Source organism: Kitasatospora sp. CB02891 (assembly GCF_002803145.1).
Classification (GTDB): Bacteria; Actinomycetota; Actinomycetes; order Streptomycetales; family Streptomycetaceae; genus Kitasatospora; species Kitasatospora griseola.
The window spans coordinates 48,686-72,209 of sequence record NZ_NNBO01000003.1; the positions used below are offsets into that span (position 1 = coordinate 48,686).

18 protein-coding genes and 2 tRNA genes are annotated in these 23,524 nt (G+C 70.5%); 16 read left to right on the forward strand and 4 right to left on the reverse strand.

Going from position 1 to position 23,524, the window contains the following annotated elements; genetic code table 11:
* Positions 1–201: 201 nt before the first annotated feature.
* A tRNA-Gly gene (locus CG736_RS09035) sits at positions 202–275 on the reverse strand.
* Between the two features lie 150 nt (positions 276–425).
* On the opposite strand from CG736_RS09035, the gene CG736_RS09040 reads away from it, so the two are divergent.
* From CG736_RS09040 to clpX, 5 genes are all read left to right on the forward strand, one after another.
* Positions 426–499, forward strand: a tRNA-Pro gene (locus CG736_RS09040).
* Between the two features lie 205 nt (positions 500–704).
* The gene (gene tig / locus CG736_RS09045; protein ID WP_100585681.1) at positions 705–2,090 is read left to right on the forward strand and encodes a trigger factor; all 1,386 of its coding nucleotides are present in this window, start codon (positions 705–707) and stop codon (positions 2,088–2,090) included.
* A 235-nt stretch (positions 2,091–2,325) separates the two neighbouring features.
* Entirely contained in the window at positions 2,326–2,943 is a 618-nt protein-coding gene (locus CG736_RS09050) for an ATP-dependent Clp protease proteolytic subunit (protein WP_100586005.1), read from the forward strand.
* Positions 2,944–2,987: 44 nt separating this feature from the next.
* Entirely contained in the window at positions 2,988–3,650 is a 663-nt protein-coding gene (locus CG736_RS09055) for an ATP-dependent Clp protease proteolytic subunit (RefSeq protein WP_043913990.1), read from the forward strand.
* Between the two features lie 273 nt (positions 3,651–3,923).
* Positions 3,924–5,210, forward strand: a complete 1,287-nt coding sequence (gene clpX, locus CG736_RS09060; RefSeq protein WP_043913988.1) for an ATP-dependent Clp protease ATP-binding subunit ClpX — start codon at positions 3,924–3,926, stop codon at positions 5,208–5,210.
* An 83-nt stretch (positions 5,211–5,293) separates the two neighbouring features.
* Here clpX and CG736_RS09065 read toward each other — a convergent pair whose 3' ends face one another.
* Together CG736_RS09065 and CG736_RS09070 are read right to left on the reverse strand one after the other, a co-directional pair.
* Positions 5,294–6,100 carry a hypothetical protein gene (locus tag CG736_RS09065; RefSeq protein ID WP_100585682.1) on the reverse strand — a complete coding sequence of 269 codons (807 nt, stop codon included), beginning with the start codon at positions 6,098–6,100 and terminating at the stop codon, positions 5,294–5,296.
* A gap of 39 nt (positions 6,101–6,139) precedes the next feature.
* Positions 6,140–7,180 carry a hypothetical protein gene (locus tag CG736_RS09070; protein ID WP_100585683.1) on the reverse strand — a complete coding sequence of 347 codons (1,041 nt, stop codon included), beginning with the start codon at positions 7,178–7,180 and terminating at the stop codon, positions 6,140–6,142.
* A gap of 149 nt (positions 7,181–7,329) precedes the next feature.
* On the opposite strand from CG736_RS09070, the gene CG736_RS09075 reads away from it, so the two are divergent.
* Positions 7,330–9,969 carry a valine--tRNA ligase gene (locus CG736_RS09075; protein WP_100585684.1) on the forward strand — a complete coding sequence of 880 codons (2,640 nt, stop codon included), beginning with the start codon at positions 7,330–7,332 and terminating at the stop codon, positions 9,967–9,969.
* 276 nt (positions 9,970–10,245) lie between these two features.
* On the forward strand, positions 10,246–10,764 hold the full coding sequence (locus tag CG736_RS09080) for a hypothetical protein (RefSeq protein WP_100585685.1): 519 nt from the start codon (positions 10,246–10,248) through the stop codon (positions 10,762–10,764).
* Between the two features lie 63 nt (positions 10,765–10,827).
* Here CG736_RS09080 and CG736_RS09085 read toward each other — a convergent pair whose 3' ends face one another.
* Entirely contained in the window at positions 10,828–12,372 is a 1,545-nt protein-coding gene (locus CG736_RS09085; RefSeq protein WP_100585686.1) for a chitinase, read from the reverse strand.
* 175 nt (positions 12,373–12,547) lie between these two features.
* On the opposite strand from CG736_RS09085, the gene CG736_RS09090 reads away from it, so the two are divergent.
* The 9 genes from CG736_RS09090 (at position 12,548) to CG736_RS09135 (ending at position 23,300) form a co-directional block, all read left to right on the forward strand.
* Positions 12,548–13,942, forward strand: a complete 1,395-nt coding sequence (locus CG736_RS09090) for a folylpolyglutamate synthase/dihydrofolate synthase family protein (protein WP_043913984.1) — start codon at positions 12,548–12,550, stop codon at positions 13,940–13,942.
* A 6-nt stretch (positions 13,943–13,948) separates the two neighbouring features.
* Positions 13,949–14,305 carry a DUF4233 domain-containing protein gene (locus CG736_RS09095; protein ID WP_100585687.1) on the forward strand — a complete coding sequence of 119 codons (357 nt, stop codon included), beginning with the start codon at positions 13,949–13,951 and terminating at the stop codon, positions 14,303–14,305.
* Positions 14,306–14,389: 84 nt separating this feature from the next.
* A complete protein-coding gene (ndk, locus tag CG736_RS09100; protein ID WP_043913981.1) occupies positions 14,390–14,803 on the forward strand; it encodes a nucleoside-diphosphate kinase in 414 nt (137 codons plus the stop codon).
* 335 nt (positions 14,804–15,138) lie between these two features.
* Complete coding sequence (locus CG736_RS09110) at positions 15,139–16,164, forward strand: rod shape-determining protein (RefSeq protein ID WP_043916362.1); 1,026 nt, start codon at positions 15,139–15,141, stop codon at positions 16,162–16,164.
* Positions 16,165–16,252: 88 nt separating this feature from the next.
* A complete protein-coding gene (gene mreC / locus CG736_RS09115) occupies positions 16,253–17,188 on the forward strand; it encodes a rod shape-determining protein MreC (protein WP_043913979.1) in 936 nt (311 codons plus the stop codon).
* Positions 17,188–17,835, forward strand: a complete 648-nt coding sequence (gene mreD / locus CG736_RS09120) for a rod shape-determining protein MreD (RefSeq protein ID WP_100585688.1) — start codon at positions 17,188–17,190, stop codon at positions 17,833–17,835. The genes mreC and mreD overlap by 1 nt, the downstream gene beginning before the upstream one ends.
* Positions 17,836–17,857: 22 nt before the next feature.
* On the forward strand, positions 17,858–20,092 hold the full coding sequence (gene mrdA, locus CG736_RS09125; protein ID WP_100585689.1) for a penicillin-binding protein 2: 2,235 nt from the start codon (positions 17,858–17,860) through the stop codon (positions 20,090–20,092).
* On the forward strand, positions 20,089–21,288 hold the full coding sequence (rodA, locus tag CG736_RS09130; RefSeq protein WP_100585690.1) for a rod shape-determining protein RodA: 1,200 nt from the start codon (positions 20,089–20,091) through the stop codon (positions 21,286–21,288). The genes mrdA and rodA overlap by 4 nt, the downstream gene beginning before the upstream one ends.
* An 83-nt stretch (positions 21,289–21,371) precedes the next feature.
* Complete coding sequence (locus CG736_RS09135) at positions 21,372–23,300, forward strand: TIGR03960 family B12-binding radical SAM protein (protein WP_100585691.1); 1,929 nt, start codon at positions 21,372–21,374, stop codon at positions 23,298–23,300.
* Positions 23,301–23,524: the final 224 nt, after the last annotated feature.

Genomic DNA, 23,524 nt, shown 5'->3' on the forward strand with positions numbered 1-23,524 from the left:
CGCGCAGCCACCCGGCCGCCCGGGGCCTTCGGGCTGCCCGGGGTCCGGCGCTCCGGGCGGGCCGCCGGGGTGCGGCAGCGGGGTGCGGCAGGGGGGCCGATGGATGCGGCCGGGCGCGTGGTCGAGGGGTGTGGCCGAGGGGGTGACCGGCCGAAACGCCGACGGCCCCGACTGCGTGGGCAGTCGGGGCCGTCGGCCTGCTGGAGCGGGTGACGAGAATCGAACTCGCGTGACCAGTTTGGAAGACTGGGGCTCTACCATTGAGCTACACCCGCAAAGGCGTACCCGCACCGCGGTCGCGGTGGCGAGGACTGGATCAGGGTACCTGGTCGCGCCGGTGGATTGCACACTTCTTCCGCGTTGTCGGCTCGCGGATATCGCCCCGGTCGAGGGGTGGCCGACGTGTACTCTTCTGCTCGGCACCACGGGGTGTGGCGCAGGTTGGTAGCGCGTCCGCTTTGGGAGCGGAAGGCCGTCGGTTCGAATCCGGTCACCCCGACCGTGCGGCAGGGTCTCGTCGGTGGGCGGGGCCCTGTTGTCGTTGTGGGCGCGGGTGTTGGGGGCAGTCGCCCCAACCTGCACCCGGTGCCGGGCACAGTCGCTTTCGTGGTACCGGTAGGATGGACCGCTGGCGGTAGTACGGACAGCATTTCAGCCCCAACCGCCTATCGCCCTGACCGCAAGCCCCCCTAGGAGACCCAACCGTGAAGAGCGCCGTCGAGACTCTGAACCCGACCCGGGTTCGACTCACCGTCGAGGTGCCCTTCGAGGAGCTCAAGCCCAGCCTCGACGCGGCGTACAAGAAGATCAACCAGCAGGTCACCGTCCCGGGCTTCCGCAAGGGCAAGATCCCGAACCGGGTCATCGACCAGCGCTTCGGCCGTGGCGCGGTGCTGGAGGAGGCCGTCAACGACGCGCTTCCGCGCTTCTACACGCAGGCCGTCGACGAGGGCCAGATCGACGTGCTGGGCCAGCCGGACATCACCGACATCGCCGGTGTCGAGAACCTGGCCGACGGCGGTGACCTGAAGTTCACCGCCGAGGTCGACGTCCGTCCCGAGGTCACCCTGCCGGACTTCACCGAGATCGCCGTCGTGGTGGACCCGGTCGAGGTCACCGACGAGGACATCGAGAAGTCGCTGCAGCAGCTGCGCGAGCGCTTCAGCTCCGTGAAGGACGTCGAGCGCGCCGCCGCCGAGGGCGACGTCGTGGTCGTCGACCTCGAGGCCAAGGTCGACGGTGAGGTGCCGGAGGACGGCACCGCCACCGGCGTGAGCTACGAGATCGGCTCCGGCCGCCTGCTGGACGGCATCGACGAGGCCGTGGTCGGCCTGTCCGCCGGTGAGGCCAAGACCTTCACCACCACCCTCAAGGGTGGCACCCAGGCCGGCCAGGACTCCGAGGTCACCGTCACCGTGACCACCGTCCAGGAGAAGGAACTCCCCGAGCTGGACGACGAGTTCGCGCAGCTCGCCTCGGAGTTCGACACCCTGGAGGAGCTGCGCGGGGACTCCCGCAAGCGCCTTGAGCGGATGAAGGAGTTCGACCAGGCCACCCAGGCCCAGGAGAAGGTCCTGGACGAGCTGCTGACCCGGGTCGAGATGGACTACCCGGAGAAGCTGCTCGCGGACGAGATCGGCACCCGCAAGCACAACCTGGAGCACCACCAGCTGGAGCCGATGGGCCTGACCCTCGACACCTACCTCGCCTCCCAGGACAAGTCCCGCGAGGACTACGACAAGGAGACCGAGGAGCAGGCGAAGAAGGGCATCAAGACCCAGTTCGTCCTGGACCAGATCGTCAAGAACGAGGAGCTGGGCGTCAACCAGGAGGAGCTCACCGAGCACCTCATCCGTCGCGCCGCCGGCTCCGGCATGACCCCGGACCAGTTCGCCCAGCAGGTCGTCCAGGGCGGCCAGGTCCAGCTGCTGGTCGGCGAGGTCGCCCGCGGCAAGGCGCTGGCGCTGGTCGTCGAGGCCGCCAAGGTCACCGACACCAACGGTGAGGTCGTCTCCTTCGAGGACGAGGAGGAGGAGGCCGCCGAGGCCGCCACCACCGAGGCCGCCGCCGAGGAGACCACCGAGGCCTGAGCCTCGTAACCGCCGGGAATCCGGCGGAACGCAGCACCGGGACGGGCCCGGGCACCGCACGGTGCCCGGGCCCGTCCGCGTCGGGCCCGGTCACCCTGCGCTCACAGCGAACAGTTCTGCGTGGGGGATTCAGCGGCGGGGCCTGCGCGTTAGGGTCGGTGGACAGCGACACACAACGCAGATCGACTGAGCAGGTGGCTAAGTGACGTTCCCGCAGATGCAGATGCCTGGCCCGATGGCACCGCACGCCGCCGGCGGCGACGTGGGCGGCGGCCTGGGCGACCAGGTCTACAACCGGCTGCTCAACGAGCGCATCATCTTCCTCGGCCAGCAGGTCGACGACGACATCGCCAACAAGATCACCGCCCAGCTCCTGCTGCTCGCGGCGGACCCCGAGAAGGACATCTACCTCTACATCAACTCCCCGGGCGGCTCGATCTCGGCCGGCATGGCGATCTACGACACCATGCAGTACATCAAGAACGACGTGGTGACCATCGCCATGGGCATGGCCGCGTCGATGGGCCAGTTCCTGCTGACCGCGGGCGCCAAGGGCAAGCGCTTCTCGCTGCCGAACGCCAACATCCTGATGCACCAGCCCTCCGCGGGCCTCGGCGGCTCCGCCACCGACATCCGGATCCAGGCGGAGCAGCTGCTGCGCACCAAGAAGCGGATGTCGGAGCTGATCGCCCAGCACAGCGGTCAGTCCTTCGAGCAGATCACCGCGGACTCCGACCGTGACCGCTGGTTCACGCCGGAGGAGGCCAAGGCGTACGGCCTGATCGACGAGATCATGCACAGCGCCGCGGACGTCCCGGGCGGCGGCGGCACCGGCGCCGGCCAGGCCGGCTGACCGGCATCGGAACCCAGACCGCACGCTTCGGAGGACCAGAGAACATGAACATCCCCAGCCTGTCCGGTGCCAAGGCCCGCCTGGAGGACATGCGGGCCGAGGGCCGCTACATCGTCCCGCGGTTCGTCGAGCGCACCTCGCAGGGCATCCGCGAGTACGACCCGTACGCCAAGCTGTTCGAGGAGCGCATCATCTTCCTCGGCTCGCAGGTGGACGACGTCTCCGCGAACGACATCATGGCGCAGCTGATCTGCCTGGAGTCGATGGACCCGGACCGGGACATCTCGCTGTACATCAACTCGCCCGGTGGCTCGTTCACCGCGCTGACGGCGATCTACGACACCATGCAGTTCGTGAAGCCCGACATCCAGACGGTCTGCATGGGCCAGGCCGCCTCGGCCGCCGCGGTCATCCTGGCCGCCGGCACCCCCGGCAAGCGGATGGCCCTGCCGAACGCCCGGGTGCTGATCCACCAGCCGTACACCGAGACCGGCCGCGGTCAGGTGTCGGACCTGGAGATCCAGGCCAAGGAGATCTTCCGGATGCGCGAGCAGCTGGAGACCATGCTGGCCAAGCACTCCAACAAGGAGGTCGAGCAGGTCCGCGAGGACATCGAGCGCGACAAGATCCTCACCGCCGAGGAGTCGCTGGAGTACGGCCTGATCGACCAGATCATCTCGACCCGCAAGAACTCCTACATGGAGTGATCGCTCGCCCCGGTGCGTACGTGACGTACGCCCCGCCCCGGGGCGTTCCGGTCGGGGCCGCCGCCCCGGCACAATGGCTGTCGGGTCATGCACCCGCGACGGCATCTGTTCGGTATCAATTCGCCCAGGGCGTAGGGCAGAGCGGCCGAAGTCGACGGAAACAACGGCTCGGCAGAGTACCGTCGGATACCAGACCGACCGCCGACGGCGAAGCCGGTCTCACAGCACCAGGCCCCGACCCCCGCGGGGCCCCTGGCGAAGGGGAAGCACCTCGTGGCACGCATCGGAGACGGTGGCGACCTGCTCAAGTGCTCGTTCTGCGGCAAGTCGCAGAAGCAGGTGAAGAAGCTGATCGCCGGGCCAGGCGTGTACATCTGTGACGAGTGCATCGACCTGTGCAACGAGATCATCGAGGAGGAGCTCGCCGAGAGCTCCGAGGTGCGCTTCGAGGAACTCCCGAAGCCCCGCGAGATCTACGAGTTCCTGGACCAGTACGTGGTCGGCCAGGACCTCGCCAAGAAGGCGCTGTCGGTCGCGGTCTACAACCACTACAAGCGCGTCCAGGCGGGCGAGGCCGGTCGTTCCGGCTCCGGCCGGGACGACGCGATCGAGCTGGCCAAGTCGAACATCCTGCTGCTGGGCCCGACCGGCTCCGGCAAGACGCTGCTCGCGCAGACCCTGGCCCGGATGCTGAACGTGCCGTTCGCGATCGCGGACGCCACGGCGCTGACCGAGGCCGGCTACGTCGGCGAGGACGTCGAGAACATCCTGCTGAAGCTGATTCAGGCGGCCGACTACGACGTCAAGAAGGCCGAGACCGGGATCATCTACATCGACGAGATCGACAAGGTCGCCCGCAAGAGCGAGAACCCGTCGATCACCCGGGACGTCTCCGGCGAGGGCGTGCAGCAGGCCCTGCTGAAGATCCTGGAGGGCACCACCGCCTCGGTGCCGCCGCAGGGCGGGCGCAAGCACCCGCACCAGGAGTTCATCCAGATCGACACCACCAACGTGCTGTTCATCGTGGGCGGCGCGTTCGCGGGCCTGGAGCGGATCATCGAGGGCCGGGCGGGCGCCAAGGGCATCGGCTTCGGCGCCACCATCCGCTCCAAGCGCGAGCTGGACGCCTCGGACCACTTCCGCCAGGTGATGCCGGAGGACCTGGTGAAGTTCGGGATGATCCCGGAGTTCATCGGCCGACTGCCCGTCATCACCAGCGTGCACAACCTGGACCGCGAGGCGCTGCTGCAGATCCTCACCGAGCCGAAGAACGCGCTGGTGAAGCAGTACCGCAAGCTGTTCGAACTGGACGGCGTGGAGCTGGAGTTCACCCGGGACGCGCTGGAGGCGATCGCCGACCAGGCGATCCTGCGGGGCACCGGCGCGCGCGGTCTGCGGGCCATCATGGAGGAGGTGCTGATGTCCGTGATGTACGAGGTGCCGTCCCGTCAGGACGTCGCCCGCGTGGTGGTCACCGGGGACGTGGTCTCCAAGCACGCCATCCCGACCCTGGTCCCGCGCGACATGATCAAGCGTGAGCGCCGGGACAAGAGCGCCTGACCCGGGCGCCACGACGGCGACACGAAAGCGGCCCCGCACCGGTGAACGGTGCGGGGCCGCTTTCATGTCCCGTGCGGTACGGGCTACTTGGGGACCTCGGAGAGCTTGCGCAGCTCCTGGGTGTCAGCGATGATCCGGTCCTTCGAGACACCGGAGTCGCTGGAGCCGTCGAGCTCCAGGACGACCACCACGGACGAGCTGTCGGCCCACACGCAGATGCCGCCCTGCTCGCCGGCGATCTCGGTGGTGCCGCAGGACAGCCGGCCGCCCAGCGGGCCCGGGTCGACGTCGCTGCGGTCCTTGATGCCGTCGCCGCCGGCCGAGAAGCTGCTGAACGCCGCGTCGACCTGCTTGGACGGGAGCAGCACCTTGCCGGTCATGCCGGACACCAGCAGCATCTTCTGCTGGTCCGAGGAGCGGTAGATGGTGCTGACCGGCTCGGCGTTGGTGAACGAGTTCTTGTCCTCGCCGAGGCCGCTCTGGAGGGTGCTGGACAGGCGCTTGGCGTCCGCGTCCTCCGGGTCGCTCGTCAGGTCCTTGAAGGACTGCGGCAGGACGACCTTGTTCTTGCCGGTGTTCGACGCGGTGTCGTAGATCAGGTAGCCGATCGTGGCGGCGCCGCCGAGAACCACCGCGGCCACCACGGACAGGCCGATCCACAGGCCCTTGCGGGACTTCTTCGCCATCGGCACGCCGGGCGGGTAGCCGCCGGGGGTGCCGGGCGGGAAGCCCGGCGGCGGGACGGCGCCGCCGCCCCACGCCTGCTGCTGCGGCGGCACGGGCTGGCCGTAGCCGCCCTGGGGCGCGCCGGGCGCGCCCTGCGGGGGTATCGGACCGTCCTGGGGCGGGCCGAAGCCGGGCTGCGGCGGGCCGAACTGGTTGTCGGACACGGGGGCTCCGTTCGAGCGTGAAGTGTGCTGCGGTGAGGCTTACTTGGCGACGGTCGCGGCGTCGCGGAGCTGACGCGTGCGGGCCGCGGCCTCGGTGGTGCTGATGGTCTTGCCGGTCGAGTCCATGGAGACGAACGCGACCACGCCGATGGTGGAGTGGCTGGCGAACATGCAGATCGGGACGCCGATCGAAGCCTTGCCGCTGCCGGTGTCCGAGGAGCCCACGCCGCAGCGGAGCTTGGCGCCCGGGTCGGTCGGGTCGCTCGCGTCGACGTCCGCCAACTCCTGCTTCCAGACCGGCTTGTCCTTGGCCGAGCCGTCGCCCTCGTTCAGCTTCTGGGTGGCGGTGTCGAGCGCCTTGGCCGGGTCCGGGACCTTGCCCCAGGAGCCGCTGAAGCTGGCCACGTCGGTGGCGGTCTTCTGGTACGTCGCGGTGAGCGAGCCCTCGAAGGTGCCGACGCCGTCCAGGCCCTTCAGCTCGCCCTTCTCGGAGGCGTTCTTCTTGGTGTAGCCGGCCGCGCTCTCCGGCGCCGCCAGCTTGTACTTGCCCTCGGTGTCCGAGCCCTTGCCGCCGCTCAGCGCCCACCAGCCGACGCCGCCGCCCACCACCGCCAGCACCAGGACCACCACCAGGGCGATGATCCCGCCCTTGCCCTTGGCCGGGGCGACCGGCGGCGGGTAGCCGCCGTAGCCGGGCTGGCCGGGCTGACCCGGCTGCTGGGGCATGCCGCCCCACTGCTGCTGGGGCGGCACCTGCTGCGGGTAGCCGTAACCGGGCTGCCCGGTGGGCGGCTGGGGTGCACCGTAGGCCGGCTGCTGCTGCTGCGGGGCGCCGTAGGCGGGGGGCTGGGGTGCGCCGTAGGCCGGCGGCTGCTGCGGGGCGCCGTAGGCGGGGGGCTGGGGAGCTCCGTAGGCCGGCGGCTGCTGCTGGGGAGCGCCGTACGCGGGGGGCCGGGGTGCGCCGTAGGCCGGCGGCTGCTGCTGCGGGGCGCCGTAGCCGGGCGGCTGCGGAGGAGCGTCGTACGGCTGCTGCGGCTGTCCCTGTGGATACTGCTGCGGTCCCTGACCCTGGCCGTACATGCGTCTTGGTTCTCCCCCGCCGCCTCTGTTGCGCGGCCCCGTCCGATCGAGTATGCGGGCACGCTACCGTACGGCCCCCCCGCCGCGCCCGCATGGTCGGCGCACTGTCGGGTCACGATCGGTGTTCCGGCTTCCGTAAACTGTGCGTCGTGACCGACACGACGAACCAGCGCCCCGAGAGCTCGAAGCCCGGGGACGAAGCAGCCACCCTCCCGACGACCTACGCCCCGGCCGAGGTAGAGGGCGTGCTGTACGAGCGCTGGGTGGAGCGTGGCTATTTCACCGCCGACGCGAAGAGTGACAAGCCCGCGTACACCATCGTCATTCCGCCGCCGAACGTCACCGGCGCGCTGCACCTGGGCCACGCGTTCCAGCACACGCTGATGGACGCGCTGACCCGCCGCAAGCGGATGCTGGGCTTCGAGGCGCTCTGGCTCCCGGGCATGGACCACGCGGGCATCGCCACCCAGAACAAGGTGGAGCAGCAGCTCGCCGAGTCCGGCCTGTCCCGGCACGACCTGGGCCGCGAGGCCTTCGTCGAGAAGGTCTGGGAGTGGAAGGAGAACTACGGCGGCCGGATCCTCGGCCAGATGCGCCGTCTCGGCGACGGCGTGGACTGGTCGCGCGAGCGGTTCACCATGGACGAGGGCCTGTCGCAGGCCGTCCAGACCATCTTCAAGAAGCTCTTCGACGACGGCCTGATCTACCGGGCCGAGCGCATCATCAACTGGTGCCCGCGCTGCCTGACCGCGCTGTCCGACGTCGAGGTCGACCACAAGGACCTCCCCGGCGAGCTGGTCTCGATCCGCTACGGCGACGGGGACGACTCGATCGTGGTCGCCACCACTCGCGCCGAGACCCTGCTCGGCGACACCGCGGTGGCCGTCCACCCGTCCGACGAGCGCTACGCGCACCTGGTCGGCCGGACCATCAAGCTGCCGCTGACGGACCGTGAGATCCCGGTCGTCGCCGACGAGCACGTGGACCCGGAGTTCGGCACCGGCGCCGTCAAGGTGACCCCGGCGCACGACCCGAACGACTTCGCCATCGGCCAGCGCCACAACCTGCCGAACCTGACGGTCATGGACGAGCGCGGCACGATCACCGTGCACGGCCCGTTCCTCGGCCTGGACCGGCTGGAGGCCCGCTCCGCCGTGGTCGGCGCGCTGCGCGAGCAGGGTCGCATCGTCGCCGAGAAGCGCCCGTACGAGCACGCGGTCGGCCACTGCTCGCGCTGCCACACCGTGGTCGAGCCGCGGCTGTCGCTGCAGTGGTGGGTCAAGGTCGAGCCGCTGGCCAAGGCCGCCGGCGACGCCGTTCGCGACGGCAAGGTCGAGATCCACCCGAAGGAGCTGGAGCGCCGCTACTTCGACTGGGTCGACAACATGCACGACTGGTGCATCTCGCGCCAGCTGTGGTGGGGCCACCGGATCCCGGTCTGGTACGGCCCGGACGGCGAGGTGATCTGCGTCGGCCCGAACGAGGAGCCGCCCACCGGCGAGGGCTGGGTCCAGGACCCGGACGTGCTGGACACCTGGTTCTCCTCCGGCCTGTGGCCGTTCTCCACCCTCGGCTGGCCGGAGAAGACCCCCGAGCTGGAGAAGTTCTACCCGACCGACGTCCTGCTGACCGGCCACGACATCATCTTCTTCTGGGTCGCCCGGATGATGATGTTCGGCCTGTACGCGATGGACGGCGAGATCCCGTTCAAGACGGTCGCGCTGACCGGCCTGGTCCGCGACCAGTTCGGCAAGAAGATGTCGAAGTCCACCGGCAACGCGGTCGACCCGCTGGACTGGATGGACGCCTACGGCGCCGACGCCGTCCGCTTCACGCTGGCCCGCGGCGCCAACCCCGGCGCCGACGTGCCGATCGGCGAGGACTGGGTCAAGGGCTCCCGGAACTTCTGCAACAAGATCTGGAACGCCACCCGCTTCGCGCTGATGAACGGCGCCACCGTCGAGGGCCCGCTGCCCGCGCCGGAGGAGATCACCGCCGCGGACCGCTGGATCCTGTCCCGGCTGAACGCCACCATCGCCGAAGTCGACGCGCTGTACGAGGACTTCGAGTTCGCGAAGGTCTCCGACACGCTGTTCCACTTCGCCTGGGACGAGGTCTTCGACTGGTACGTCGAGCTCTCCAAGACCACCCTGGGCAAGGGCGGCGCGCAGGCCGACCACGCCCGCCGGGTGCTCGGCGAGGTGCTGGACGTGACGCTGCGCCTGCTGCACCCGATCGTCCCGTTCGTCACCGACGCGCTGTGGACGACGCTCACCGGCGCCGAGTCGGTGGTGATCGCCGAGTGGCCGAAGGACTCCGGCTACCGGGATGCCGACGCCGAGTCGGAGATCGCGCAGCTCCAGCAGCTGATCGTGGAGATCCGCCGGTTCCGCGAGGCCCAGGGCCTGCGCGACACCCAGAAGGTCCCGGCGCAGCTGGAGCTGGCCGGCCACCGGCTGGAGGCGCACGAGGCGGCGATCCGCTCCCGGGTGCGGCTGACGCAGCCGGAGGAGGGCTTCCACGCCACCGCCTCGCTGCCGATCGCCGGCACCACCGTCTCGCTCGACCTGTCCGGCACCATCGACGTGGCGGCCGAACGCAAGCGCCTGCAGAAGGACTTGGCGGCGGCCGAGAAGGAGAAGGCGCAGAGCAACGGCAAGCTCGGCAACGAGGCCTTCCTGGCCAAGGCGCCGGACGAGGTGGTCGCCAAGATCCGCACCCGGCTGGCGGCCGCCGAGGCGGACATCGCCCGGATCACCGCCCAGCTCGCGGCGCTGCCGCAGGGCTGACCGCGCGTCAGGAAGGGTCGCCGCTCCCGCATCGCGCGGGCGGCGGCCCTTCGCCTTTCCCGAGTTGGCCCCGACGGCTTGTCAATTCCCTTGGCCGCGCGTCGTCGTAACGGTTTCGCTGCGGCTATTCGTCCGGTATTCCCGGCAATTGGCGCACTCCGCCAAAGGGAATACAACGGGTTGCCGCCCCCCGCGCGTTCAGCGAACTTCGCACATCGAATGTGTACGGTGGGCGGAGTTCCCATTCGGGCGGGGCATCGAACGGAGGGCAGACGCATGGTGGCGACCAGGGAGTTGGCCGACGAACTTCCGATGGAAGAGGTGGAGGCGGCCAAGGCCCGGGCGGCGACCCTCCTGCTGGCATTCCGGCACGGAAACCAGCTCGCCTTCGACACCGAACTCGACCTGCTGCTCGCCGAGGACGCCGAGCGCGAGACGACCACCCTGCTGGTGTGGATCGCCGCCGAGGCGGTCCGCAAGGCCTACGCCCCCGACGTGGCCGACCGGGTGCTGCGCGGCCTGGCCCGGCGCGCCCCGTACGGCGCCTGCGAGGTCGCGGTGGACGAGGAGGCGGCGAGCGCCGCGCTGCTGCTGGAGGCCGTCGCGGACGGGGACGTCGCCGCGGTCCGCGCCCTGGTGGCCGGCACGGCCGACACCACCTACCTGCTGGGCGGCCTGGTGCAGGCGGTGGCGATGATGCTGCCGCTGCTGCCGGACGGCGAGGCCGAGGAGATCGCCGCCGAACTGCGCCGCCGCCACGCCGCCCGACTGCCCACGCCCCGCGTCACGACGTGACGGATCGTCACTGCCGGGGCCCGGCGCGGAACCTCCCGCGCCGGGCCCGGTGCTGACCCGCCGTTACGGCATGGCGTGCAGGTGGGAGCCGACGGTGCCCGCGATGCCGCCGCCCGCGAGGGCGTCCCAGTTGGTGGACCAGGTCATCGCGCCGCCGATGCCCGGCCAGGTCTTCGACGGCTTGAAGGAACCGCAGTTGGTGCCGGCGGCCAGGCAGTCCAGGGCCGCGTTCACGGTCGCCGGGCTGGTGTAGCCGCCGCCGGCCGCGCTGGTCGAGGCGGGCACCCCGAGGCCGACCTGGCTGGGGTCGAGGCCGCCCTGCAACTGGATGCAGGCCAGGCCGGTGAGGAAGTTCTCGGTGCCCTGCGAGTACACGCCGCCGTCGCAGCCGAGCATCGCGCCGGAGTTGTAGTACTGCATGTTGACGATGGTCAGGATGTCCTTGGTGGCCAGCGCCAGCTTGAAGTACTCGGTGCCGGTGGACTGCATGTCGATGGTCTGCGGCGCCATGGTGAGCACGAACCCGGTCCCGACCTTGGCCGCCAGGGTGTGCAGCGCCTGCGCCATGTAGGTGGCGTTGACGCCGTTCTCCAGGTCGATGTCGATCCCGTCGAAACCGTAGGTCTGGATCAGGCTGTACGCGGAGTTGGCGAAGTTGCTCGCCGCGGCCGAACTCGCCACCGAGATCGTGCCGTTCTGCCCGCCGACCGAAATGATCACCTTCTTGCCGGCCGCGTGCTTGGCCGCGATGTCGGCCTTGAACTGGGCGTCGGTGTAGCCGTTCAGCTTCGAGGACAGCGCCGGGTCCAGGGTGAAGGAGATCGCGCCCTGGGTGCCGGTGGCGTCCGCGAAGGCCACCGCGATGATGTCGTACGCCGCCGGGACGTCACTGATCCGCTGCGGCGTCGCCCCGTTGTAGAAGTTCTGCCAGTAGCCGGTCAGCGTGTGCTTCTGCTTGGGCGGCTGCGTGGTGGTCGAGCTGCTCGGCGACGGCGACGAGGAGGTGGACGTCGACGGGGACGGCGAGGCGGAGTCGGACGGCTTCGGCGACACCGAGGACGAGCCGGAGGCGGACGGGCTGGGCGAGCCGGTGCCCGGGCCGACCATCGTCACCTTGTCCACCAGGTACGCGGACTGGCCGTACCAGCCGTGGAACCACACCTGCACCGAGGTGGTGGCGGCGCCCGTGGTGAAGGTGCTGCTGAGCGTGTTCCACCCGGTGTTGGAGCTCCAGGTGGACGGGTCGGTGCCGCCGGTGCCGGTGGCGCCCAGGAATACGTACGTGCCCTGCACCGCCGCGGACAGGGTGTACGTCGAGTTGGGCAGCACGGTGACCTGCTGGCTGCAGTTGGCGTAGTCCGAGCCGGCCGGGGCGCCCTGCAGGTCCCAGCCGGTGGCGGGGTTGTTCACCGCGGTGACGGTCGGGCCGCAGGTCCACGGAGCGATGTGGTTGCCGGCCGAGAAGTCGCCGTTCTGGATCACGTCCACGTTGGCGGCGGTGGCCGTGCCGGTGCCGGTCAGCACCATGCCGACCAGGGCCAGCGCGGCCGACAGCAGCCCGGCGAGCAGGGCCCGCGCGCCGCGCGGGTGTCGATGTGGTGCACGCATGCCATCTCCATGTGGGGGAGTGTCGATGGGGGTGCGGTGCGGGGGAGCCGAGGAGCGGGACGAGCGACTCACACGGTGGAGTAGACCAATTCCGGTGTCAAGAGGGCCCGGGCCGGTTCGCCGGCCTCCGGGGTGGCCGTCGGGGCCCGGCGTCGGGAGTCCTTAGACTGGCGGGGTGAGCGACAAGGCCGAGCCCAACCCCTACACCGTCCGTCCCGCCGACGCAGGCGGCACCGACTCCGAACTGCGCGCCGTCGAGGCGGAGCTGGCCACCCGCTGGCCGGAGAACAAGCTGGAGCCCTCGCTCGACCGGATCGAGGCGCTGATGGACATCCTGGGCCAGCCGCAGCGCTCCTACCCGTCCATCCACATCACCGGCACCAACGGCAAGACCTCCACCGCCCGGATGATCGAGCAGCTGCTCGGCGCCTTCGAACTGCGCACCGGCCGGTACACCTCCCCGCACGTGGAGTCCGTCACCGAGCGGATCAGCCTGGACGGGGCGCCGATCAGCCCGGAGAAGTTCGTCGAGACCTACCGCGACATCGAGCCGTACGTGCAGATGGTGGACGCGGCGCAGCCGGTCGCGATGTCCTTCTTCGAGGTGCTCACCGGCATGGCGTACGCGGCCTTCGCGGACGCCCCGGTGGACGTCGCGGTGGTCGAGGTCGGCATGGGCGGCTCCTGGGACGCCACCAACGTGATCGACGCCCAGGTGTCGGTGATCACCCCGATCGGCCTGGACCACACCGACAAGCTCGGCGACACCACCGGCAAGATCGCGGTCGAGAAGTCCGGGATCATCAAGCCGGGCGCGCTCGCCGTGGTAGCCCAGCAGCAGCTGGACGCCGCCGAGACCATCCTGCGCCACGCCGTCGAGGTGGACGCCACGGTGGCCCGCGAGGGCATGGAGTTCGGCGTGCTGCGCCGCGAGGTCGCGGTCGGCGGCCAGCTGGTCACCCTGCGCGGCCTCGGCGGCCACGAGTACCAGGACCTCTTCCTGCCGCTGCACGGCGACCACCAGGCGCAGAACGCGGCCCTCGCGCTGAGCGCCGTCGAGGCGTTCTTCGGCGTCGGCCAGGGCGGCGCCGAGCACCTGGACGAGGACAAGGTCCGGCAGGCGTTCTCCGGCGTCTCCTCCCCGGGCCGCCTGGAGGTGGTCCGCCGCAGCCCCACCGTGATCCTGGACGCCGCGCACAACCCGCACGGCGCGCAGGCCGCGGTCTCCGCGCTCGGCGAGGCGTTCGGCTTCACCAAGCTGGTCGGCGTGATCGGCACCAGCGGCGACAAGGACGTCACCGGCCTGCTGGAGGCCTTCGAGCCGATCCTGGCCGAGGTCGTCATCACCCAGAACTCCACCCACCGCGCGATGCCCGTCGACGAACTGGCCGCGCTGGCCGTCGAGGTGTTCGGCGAGGACCGGGTGCAGGTCGAGCCCCGACTGGACGACGCCATCGACGCCGCGGTCACCCTCGCCGAGGAGGAGGACCTCGGCGGCGCCGGCGTCCTGGTCACCGGCTCCGTCATCACGGTGGGCGAGGCGCGCCTGCTGTTCGGAAGGAAGAAGTAGCCGCCGATGCGCACCCTGTGCTCCTCCACCCTGATCGGCGAGGCACTGCTGATCATGTTCGCCGGCCTGGTCGCGATGAAGCTGACCGACGTCGGCACCGGCACCATCTGGGCGGTCAGCGGCGTCGCCATCCTGCTGTGCGTGCTGCTGTGCGGCGTGATCACCCGGCCCGGCGCGGTCTGGGTCGGCTGGGCGCTGCAACTCGGCGTGCTGGCCAGCGGCCTGGTGCTGCCGACGATGTACGCGTTCGGCGTGGTGTTCGGCGGCCTGTGGTGGTGCTCGGTGCACTACGGACGCAAGATCGACGAGTTCAAGGCGCAGCGCGCCGCGGCCGCCGAGGCGCCCGCCCCGGCCGCCGCCTGACCGGGCTGGGCGCGGGGGCGGCCTCCCGCCCGGGGTAGTGTCAGGTGCACACACCGCACCACCGACCTCCTCAGGAGCCGCCCCGTGTCCCAGCGCACTCTCGTCCTGCTCAAGCCCGACGCCGTCAAGCGCGGCCTGGCCGGCGAGATCATCAGCCGGATCGAGCGCAAGGCCGGCTGGCGCTTCGCTGCGATGGAGCTCCGTACCTTCGACCGCGGCACCCTGGAGCAGCACTACGCCGAGCACGTCGGCCGCCCGTTCTACGAGCCGCTGCTGGAGTTCATGACCTCCGGCCCGTCGATCGCGCTGATCGTCGAGGGCGAGAACGTGATCCCGGGCATCCGCGCGCTGGCCGGCGCCACCGACCCGCTGCAGGCGGGCGCGGGCACCATCCGCGGCGACTACGCGACGATCACCCGCGAGAACCTGATCCACGCCTCGGACTCCCCGGAGTCGGCCGAGCGCGAGATCAAGATCTTCTTCCCGGCCCACGTCTGAGGACGCAGGGCGAGGACCCGGTAGGAGTCCTGCACGACCCCGGTGCCCCTGCCTCGGCAGGGGCACTTCGCCCAACTGGGCGTTAATCCTCAAATCACGGAACCCTACTCTCCGACACGGCGTCCCAATGCCAGGAGAAGCCGATCCGGCCCCGGAGAATGGGCGGCACGCCGTACCCGCCGCTCGCACTGTTCGGCGTGATTACGATGGACCCCAACTCACGGGCGCGGAGCGGCTGCTCAGCCGCCGTCAGCCCGTCGGGCCCGCGCGGCGGCGCTCTCCCCCCGCCCTTGATCCACATTCGGGAAGGCACTCGACATCCCATGGCGAACAACCTGTCGTTCCTCGGCCGGGACCTGGCGATCGACCTCGGCACCGCGAACACACTGGTGTACGTCCGGGGCAAGGGCATCGTGCTGAACGAGCCGTCGGTGGTCGCGGTGAACACCAACACCGGCGGCATCCTCGCGGTGGGCGCCGAGGCCAAGCAGATGATCGGTCGCACCCCCGGCAACATCGTGGCGATCCGCCCGCTGAAGGACGGCGTGATCGCCGACTTCGAGATCACCGAGCGGATGCTGCGGTACTTCATCCTGAAGATCCACCGCCGCCGCTACCTGGCCCGCCCGCGGGTCGTGGTCTGCGTGCCGTCCGGCATCACCGGCGTCGAGCGCCGCGCCGTGGTGGAGGCCAGCATGCTGGCCGGCGCCCGCCAGGTGCACATCATCGAGGAGCCGATGGCCGCCGCGATCGGCGCCGGCCTGCCGGTGCACGAGCCGACCGGCAACATGGTCGTCGACATCGGCGGCGGCACCACCGAGGTCGCGGTGATCTCGCTCGGCGGCATCGTCACCGCCCAGTCGCTGCGGGTGGCGGGCGACGAGCTGGACAACGCGATCGTCCAGCACATCAAGAAGGAGTACAGCCTGCTGCTGGGCGAGCGCAGCGCCGAGCAGATCAAGATGTCGATCGGCTCCGCGTTCGGCCTGGAGGGCGAGAAGGACGAGCACGCCGAGATCCGCGGCCGCGATCTGGTCTCCGGCCTGCCGAAGACCGTGGTGATCTCCGCCGCCGAGGTCCGCGCGGCCATCGACGAGCCGGTGAACTCGATCATCGACGCGGTGAAGACCACCCTCGACCAGTGCCCGCCGGAGCTGGCCGGTGACGTGATGGACCGCGGCATCGTGCTCACCGGCGGCGGCGCCCTGCTGCGCGGCCTGGACGAGCGGCTGCGCCGGGAGACCGGCATGCCGGTGCACATCGCCGAGAACCCGCTCGACTCGGTCGCCCTGGGGGCGGGCAAGTGCGTCGAGGAGTTCGAGGCACTGCAGCAGGTACTCGACGCCCAGCCGCGTCGCTAGACAACTTTCCAACTGAAGAACAGACAGAGCTGACAGAGCTGATGGACCAGCAGATGGACAATCGGCACGAAGGGGCGGCACCAGCACCGTGAGGGACACCCGACAGAGTCGACTACTGCTGGTCCTCCTGGTCGCGCTCGCATTCGCCCTGATCACCGTCGACATCAAGGGCGGCCAGGACTCGCCGCTCGGCGCCCCGCGCCGGGCGGCGGCTTCCGTGCTCGGCCCGGTGGAGAACGCCGCGGCGGGCGCCGTCGACCCGGTCGCCGGATACATCCGGGCGATCCGCGACGCCAGCACCCACCAGCAGCGCCTGGACCAGATCACCCGGGAGAACACCGAGCTGCGCCAGAAGCTGGCCTCCTCGGACGCCGCGGCCGGCCGCACCAAGCAGCTGGACGACATGCTGCGCACCGCCGGCACCGGCGGCTACACCATCAAGGCCGCACAGGTGATCGCGGTCGGCGCCGCCCAGGGCTTCTCCTGGACCATCACCATCGACGCCGGCAGCGACGACGGCCTGACCCGCGACATGACCGTCATCGACGGCCAGGGCCTGGTCGGCCGGATCACCACCGTCGCCCCGACCACCGCCACCGTGCTGCTGGCCTCCGACCCCGGCTTCACCGCCGGCGTCCGGCTGGAGGGCAACAACGAGATCGGCTTCGCGGCCGGCCAGGGCGCCTCGCCGATGAAGATCGAGCTGCTCAACGGCCGCGCCCAGGTGAAGGCCGGCGACCGGCTGGTCACCTTCGGCTCGCAGAGCGGACGCCCGTTCGTCCCCGGCGTGCCGGTCGGCACCGTCAAGGAGGTGCAGGCCACCCCGGGCCAGCTCACCAAGACCGTCCTGGTCGAGCCGTACGTGCAGTTCACCCGCCTGGACCTGATCGGCGTGGTGGTCGTCCCGCCGCGCACCGACCCGCGGGACGCCGTGCTGCCGCCGGTCCCCGCCCCGTCCGCCGGCGCCGCGGGCAACCCGCAGGCGCCGATCGCCGCCGCACCGCCCACCACCGGGGGGAACTGATGTTTCGTCCGTCTCGGATCCTGCTGTCCGCCGTCCTGCTGGTGCTCGCCCTGGTGATCCAGGTCAGCGTCCTCGGCCGGCTCCAACTGCCCGGCGCCACCCCGGACCTGCTGATGCTGGTGGTGGTCGGCCTGGGCCTGGTGTACGGCTCGACCGGCGGCTGCCTGGCGGGCTTCTCCGCCGGCCTGCTGGCCGACCTCGCCCCGCCGTCCGACCACGCGGTCGGCCGGTACGCGCTGGTGCTCTGCCTGGTCGGCTACGGCGCCGGCCTGCTCCGCCCGGAGGGCGGCCGGCAGCGCTCCGCGCTCAGCGCGATCGGCGTGGTCGCGGTCGCCGCGGTGGTCTCCACCCTGCTGTACGCCACCGTCGGCGCCCTGGTCGGCGACACCGCGGCCCGGCACGTCGGCCTGACCGGTCTGGTGATCAGCGCCCTGCTGTACGACGTGCTGCTGGCCCCGTTCACGGTGCCGCTGGTGATGCTGATGGCCCGCCGCTTCGACGGCGACCGGGTGGTCAACGAGACGGTGCGCGGCGCGGACGGCGGCTCCGGCCTCGGCGCGCTGGCCCGCTACCGGACGACCCGCGATCCGTCGTCCACCGCGTCCTACAAGAAGAGGCGCGCGCTCGGCCTCGCCAAGCGCCCCTGAGTCCGGGACGGAGTCCGCACACGTGACGAACATTCCCGAGACCGGTCGCACCCGACGGGTGACGATCCGGCTGGTGGTGCTGCAGATCCTGGTGCTGTCGCTGCTGGCGACCCTCGGCGGCCGGCTGTGGTACCTGCAGATCCGCAACGGCAAGGAGTTCACCGCCAAGGCCGAGGGCAACCACATCCGCGAGGTGGTGGAGCCCGCGGTCCGCGGCGAGATCCTGGACGCCTCCGGACGGATCCTGGCCGGCAACGAGACCAAGCTGGTGGTGTCGGTGTCCCGCACCGCGCTGATGCAGCAGAAGGACCACGGCAAGGCGGTGCTGACCAGGCTCGCCGACGTCCTCGGCGTGCCCGCCGACGACGTGAAGAACAAGGTCCGGCTGTGCGACGCGAAGACCCCGCAGCCGTGCTGGAACGGCTCCCCGTACCAGCCGATCCCGGTCACCCAGCAGGCCACCACCCAGCAGGCGATGCAGATAATGGAGCGCCGCGAGGACTTCCCCGGCGTCACCGCCCAGCCGACCGCGCTGCGCCGCTACACCGGCGCGGAGGGCGCCAGCGCCGCCCAGATCCTCGGCTACCTGTCGCCGGTCACCGACGAGGAGGTCACCAAGACCGCCGACAAGTCCGGCCGCGAACGCCGCCTGCCGTCCGACCAGATCGGCCGGGCCGGCCTGGAGTCCGTCTACGACGACGACCTGCGCGGCACCACCGGCGTCGACCGGCTGGAGGTCGACAACCTCGGCCGGGTGATCGGCAGCGCCGGCACCACGCCCGCGCAGTCCGGCAACAACCTGGTCACCTCGATCGACGCCCGGGTGCAGAAGGTGGTCGAGGACCAGCTCAACCAGGCCATGGTCGAGGCCCGCAAGGTCTACGACAAGGAGACCAGCAAGAACTACGTCGCCGACTCCGGCGCGGCCGTGGTGATGGACGTGCACACCGGCCGGATCGTCGCGATGGCCAGCGCCCCCACCTACGACCCCAACCTGTGGGTCGGCGGCATCACCGCCAAGGACTACGAGGCGCTGAACAGCAAGGACTCCAACTACCCGCTGATCAACCGGGCCATACAGGGTCAGTCCGCCCCCGGCTCGACCTTCAAGGTGATCTCCACCACCGCCGCCGTGCAGGCCGGCTACGACCTCAACGGGCACTACCCGTGCCCGAAGTCGCTGACCATCGGCGGCCGCGAGTTCAAGAACTTCGAGTCCGAGCAGTTCGGCGACATCTCCCTGGAGAAGGCGCTCGAAGTCTCCTGCGACACCGTCTTCTACGGCCTGGCCTACGACCAGTGGATGAAGGACGGCGGCCTCAAGCCCAAGAAGGACGCCCCGGACTGGTTCTTCAAGACCGCCCACGAGTTCGGCCTCGGCGCCAAGACCGGCGTCGACCTGCCGGGCGAGGTGGCCGGCCGGGTCCCCGACCGGCAGTGGAAGCAGTCCTACTACGACGCCATGAAGCAGTCCTGGTGCGACCAGGCGGCCAAGGGCGGCCACGAGTACACCGACGAGATCGCCCGCGAGAACTGCGCGGACGGCAACCAGATGCGCGCCGGTGACATGGTCAACTTCGCCATCGGCCAGGGCGACACCCTGGTCACCCCGCTGCAGATGGCCCGGATCTACTCGGCGCTCGCCAACGGCGGCACCCTGTACCGGCCCACCGTGGGCAAGGCGATCGTCAGCCCCGACGGCACCCTGGTGCGCGACATCGCCCCGCACGAGGACGGCAAGATCCCCGCCCAGGGGCAGCTGCTCGAGTACATCGACCAGGCCACCGCCGGCGTCGTCACCGCCGGTACCGCCGCCTGGAAGTTCACCGGCGCCGGCTGGCCGCAGGGCAAGATCGAACTGCACGCCAAGACCGGCACCGCCGAGGTCGTCGGCAAGCAGACCACCTCCTGGCTGACCACCTACAGCAAGGACTACGCGGTGGTCATGACGATAAGCCAAGGTGGCACCGGCTCCGGCGGCTCCGGCGACTCGGTGCGCCGGATCTACCAGGCGCTGTACGGCGTCGACGACAAGGGCAACATCGACAACGCCAAGGCGCTGCTGCCCCGGCCGCAGGCCGAACTGCCCAAGTTCAACCCGGACGGCACCGCGATCGTCCCGACCGCGTACACCTACGAGGGCGACCGGACCTTCCTGGACCCGGCCCGCCCGGCCCAGGCCGACCCGGCCACCGCGGTGGCGCTGGCCGCGCTCGAACCCAACCGGGCCGGAAGCAACGGAAGGGGCCGGTCATGACCTCCTACGGCTCGTACCGCACCGTCCGGCTCTCGCCGCGGCGCTCGTCGCTGTCCCGGGCGCTGGCCAAGGACTCCCCGCTGCGCCGGCTCGACTGGATCATGATCCTGGCGGCGCTGGCGCTCTCCCTGATGGGCTCGCTGCTGGTCTGGTCCGCCACCCGCGGCCGCGACTCGCTGACCCACGGGGACCCGCAGTACTTCCTGTACCGGCACCTGACCAACCTGGTGATCGGCATCGGCCTGTGCGTCGCGGTGATCGCGCTGGGCACCCGGCGGCTGCGCACCGCGGTGCCGTTCGTCTACCTGGCCGTGGTCCTGATGCTGTTCGCGGTGCTCAGCCCGCTCGGCTCGACCATCAACGGCGCGCACTCCTGGATCCAGTTCGGCGGCGGATTCTCCATCCAGCCCGCCGAGTTCGCCAAGCTGGCGATCGTGCTGGGGATGGCCGTGCTGCTGTCCGCCCGGGTGGACGCCGGCGAGCGCGAGTACCCGCCCACCCGCAGCGTGCTGCAGGCGCTGGCCGTGGCGGCGTTCCCGATGGGCGTGGTCATGTTGATGCCCGACCTCGGCTCGGTGATGGTCATGGCCGTCACCACGCTCGGCGTGCTGACGGCCTCCGGCGCCGCCAACCGCTGGACGCTCGGCCTGCTGGCGGGAGGTGTGGCCGGCTCCCTCGCGGTGTGGAAGCTCGGCGTCCTCGACCAGTACCAGATCGACCGGTTCGCGGCCTTCGCCAACCCGGCGCTCGACCCGTCCGGCGTCGGCTACAACACGGCCCAGGCCCGGATCGCCATCGGCTCCGGCGGCCTGACCGGCATGGGCCTGTTCCACGGCACCCAGACCACCGGCCAGTTCGTGCCCGAGCAGCAGACCGACTTCGTGTTCAGCGTGGCCGGCGAGGAACTCGGCTTCATCGGCGCCCTGGTGATGATCGGTCTGCTCGGCGTCATCCTGTGGCGGGCCTGCCGGATAGCGCGTCAGGCTACCGACCTGTTCGGCACGATCCTGGCGGCCGGCGCGGTTACCTGGTTCGCCTTCCAGGCCTTCGAGAACATCGGCATGAACCTCGGCATCATGCCGGTCGCGGGCATCCCGCTGCCGTTCGTCTCCTACGGCGGCTCGTCGATGTTCGCGGTGTGGATCGCGATCGGACTGCTGCAGTCCGTCCGCTCGCAGCGGCCGATAGCGATCTGACCCTCCACGCGGCGAAACAGTGACCCTCGGGGCTCGGCTACCCTGAAGGGTCACTGCTTTTTCTGCCGTAAAGGTCCTTGCGCATGACTGTCGAATCGGTCTTCCCACGCCTGGAGGCCCTCCTCCCGCACGTCCAGAAGCCGATCCAGTACGTCGGTGGCGAGCTCAACTCGACCGTCAAGGACTGGGACGCCTGCGACGTCCGCTGGGCGCTGATGTACCCCGACGCCTACGAGGTCGGGCTCCCCAACCAGGGCACCATGATCCTCTACGAGGTGCTGAACGAGCGCGAGGGCGTCCTCGCCGAGCGCAGCTACAGCGTCTGGCCCGACCTCGAGGCCCTGATGCGCGAGCACGGCGTCCCGCAGTTCACGGTCGACGCGCACCGCCCGATCAAGGCCTTCGACGTGTTCGGCCTGTCGTTCTCCACCGAACTCGGCTACACCAACATGCTGACCGCGCTCGACCTGGCCGGCATCCCGCTGAACGCCGCGGACCGCACCATGGACGACCCGGTCGTGCTGGCCGGCGGCCACGCCGCGTTCAACCCCGAGCCGATCGCCGACTTCATCGACGCCGCCGTCATCGGCGACGGCGAGCAGGCCGTCCTCGACATCACCGACATCGTCCGCGCCTGGAAGGCCGAGGGGCGCCCCGGCGGCCGCGACGAACTGCTGCTGCGCCTCGCCAAGACCGGCGGCGTGTACATCCCGCGGTTCTACGACGTCGAGTACCTGCCGGACGGCCGGATCGGCCGCGTCGTCCCCAACCGCCCCGGCGTGCCGTGGCGGGTCTCCAAGCACACCGTCATGGACCTCGACGAGTGGCCCTACCCCAAGCAGCCGCTCGTCCCGCTCGCCGAGACCGTGCACGAGCGGATGTCCGTGGAGATCTTCCGCGGCTGCACCCGCGGCTGCCGTTTCTGCCAGGCCGGCATGATCACGCGCCCCGTGCGGGAGCGAAGCATCACCGGCATCGGCGAAATGGTCGAGCGCGGCCTGAAGGCCACCGGCTTCGAGGAGGTCGGCCTGCTCTCGCTGTCCTCCGCCGACCACTCCGAGATCGCCGACGTCACCAAGGGCCTCGCGGACCGCTACGCCGAGGACAAGATCGGTCTCTCGCTGCCCTCCACCCGGGTCGACGCCTTCAACATCGACCTCGCCAACGAGCTCTCCCGCAACGGCCGCCGCTCCGGCCTCACCTTCGCCCCCGAAGGCGGCTCCGAGCGGATCCGCAAGGTCATCAACAAGATGGTGTCCGAGGAGGACCTCATCAACACGGTGGCCACCGCGTACGGCAACGGCTGGCGCCAGGTGAAGCTGTACTTCATGTGCGGCCTGCCCACCGAGACCGACGAGGACGTCCTCCAGATCGGCGCGATGGCGAAGAACGTCATCGCCAAGGGCCGCGAGGTCACCGGCACCAACGACATCCGCTGCACCGTCTCCATCGGCGGCTTCGTCCCCAAGCCGCACACCCCCTTCCAGTGGGCCCCGCAGCTGTCCGCCGAAGCCACCGACGAGCGGCTCACCAAGCTCCGCGACTCCATCCGCGGCGACCGCAAGTTCGGCAAGAACATCGGCTTCCGCTACCACGACGGCAAGCCCGGCATCGTCGAAGGCCTGCTCTCCCGCGGCGACCGCCGCATCGGCGCCGTCATCCGCGCCGTCTACGAGGACGGCGGCCGCTTCGACGGCTGGCGCGAGCACTTCTCCTACGACCGCTGGATGGCCTCCGCCGAGAAGGGCCTGGCCGGCACCGGCGTCGACGTCGACTGGTACACCACCCGCGAGCGCACCTACGAGGAGGTCCTCCCCTGGGACCACCTCGACAGCGGCCTCGACAAGGACTGGCTCTGGGAGGACTGGCAGGACGCCCTCGAAGAGGTCGAGGTCGAGGACTGCCGCTGGACCCCGTGCTTCGACTGCGGCGTCTGCCCCCAGATGGACACCCACATCCAGGTCGGCCCCACCGGCAAGAAGCTCCTGCCCCTGACGGTCGTCAACAACTGACGTCCCCGAAGCGGAAGTTGGCCCCCGTCGCACTCGTTGCGGCGGGGGCCTCGCGCGCTGTGTGCGGCGGACCTCGCGGAGCGCGGCGGAGCCCGGTTCGGTCCGCTGGGCGTTCGGGGCGGGAGCAGGCCCGGCGCGGGTGGGGTGGGGTACCGCGTACCCTTGGAACGACAGAGTTCGGCCGGAGCCGCAAGCGGTGCGAGGCCGGACGGGGACACACTGAC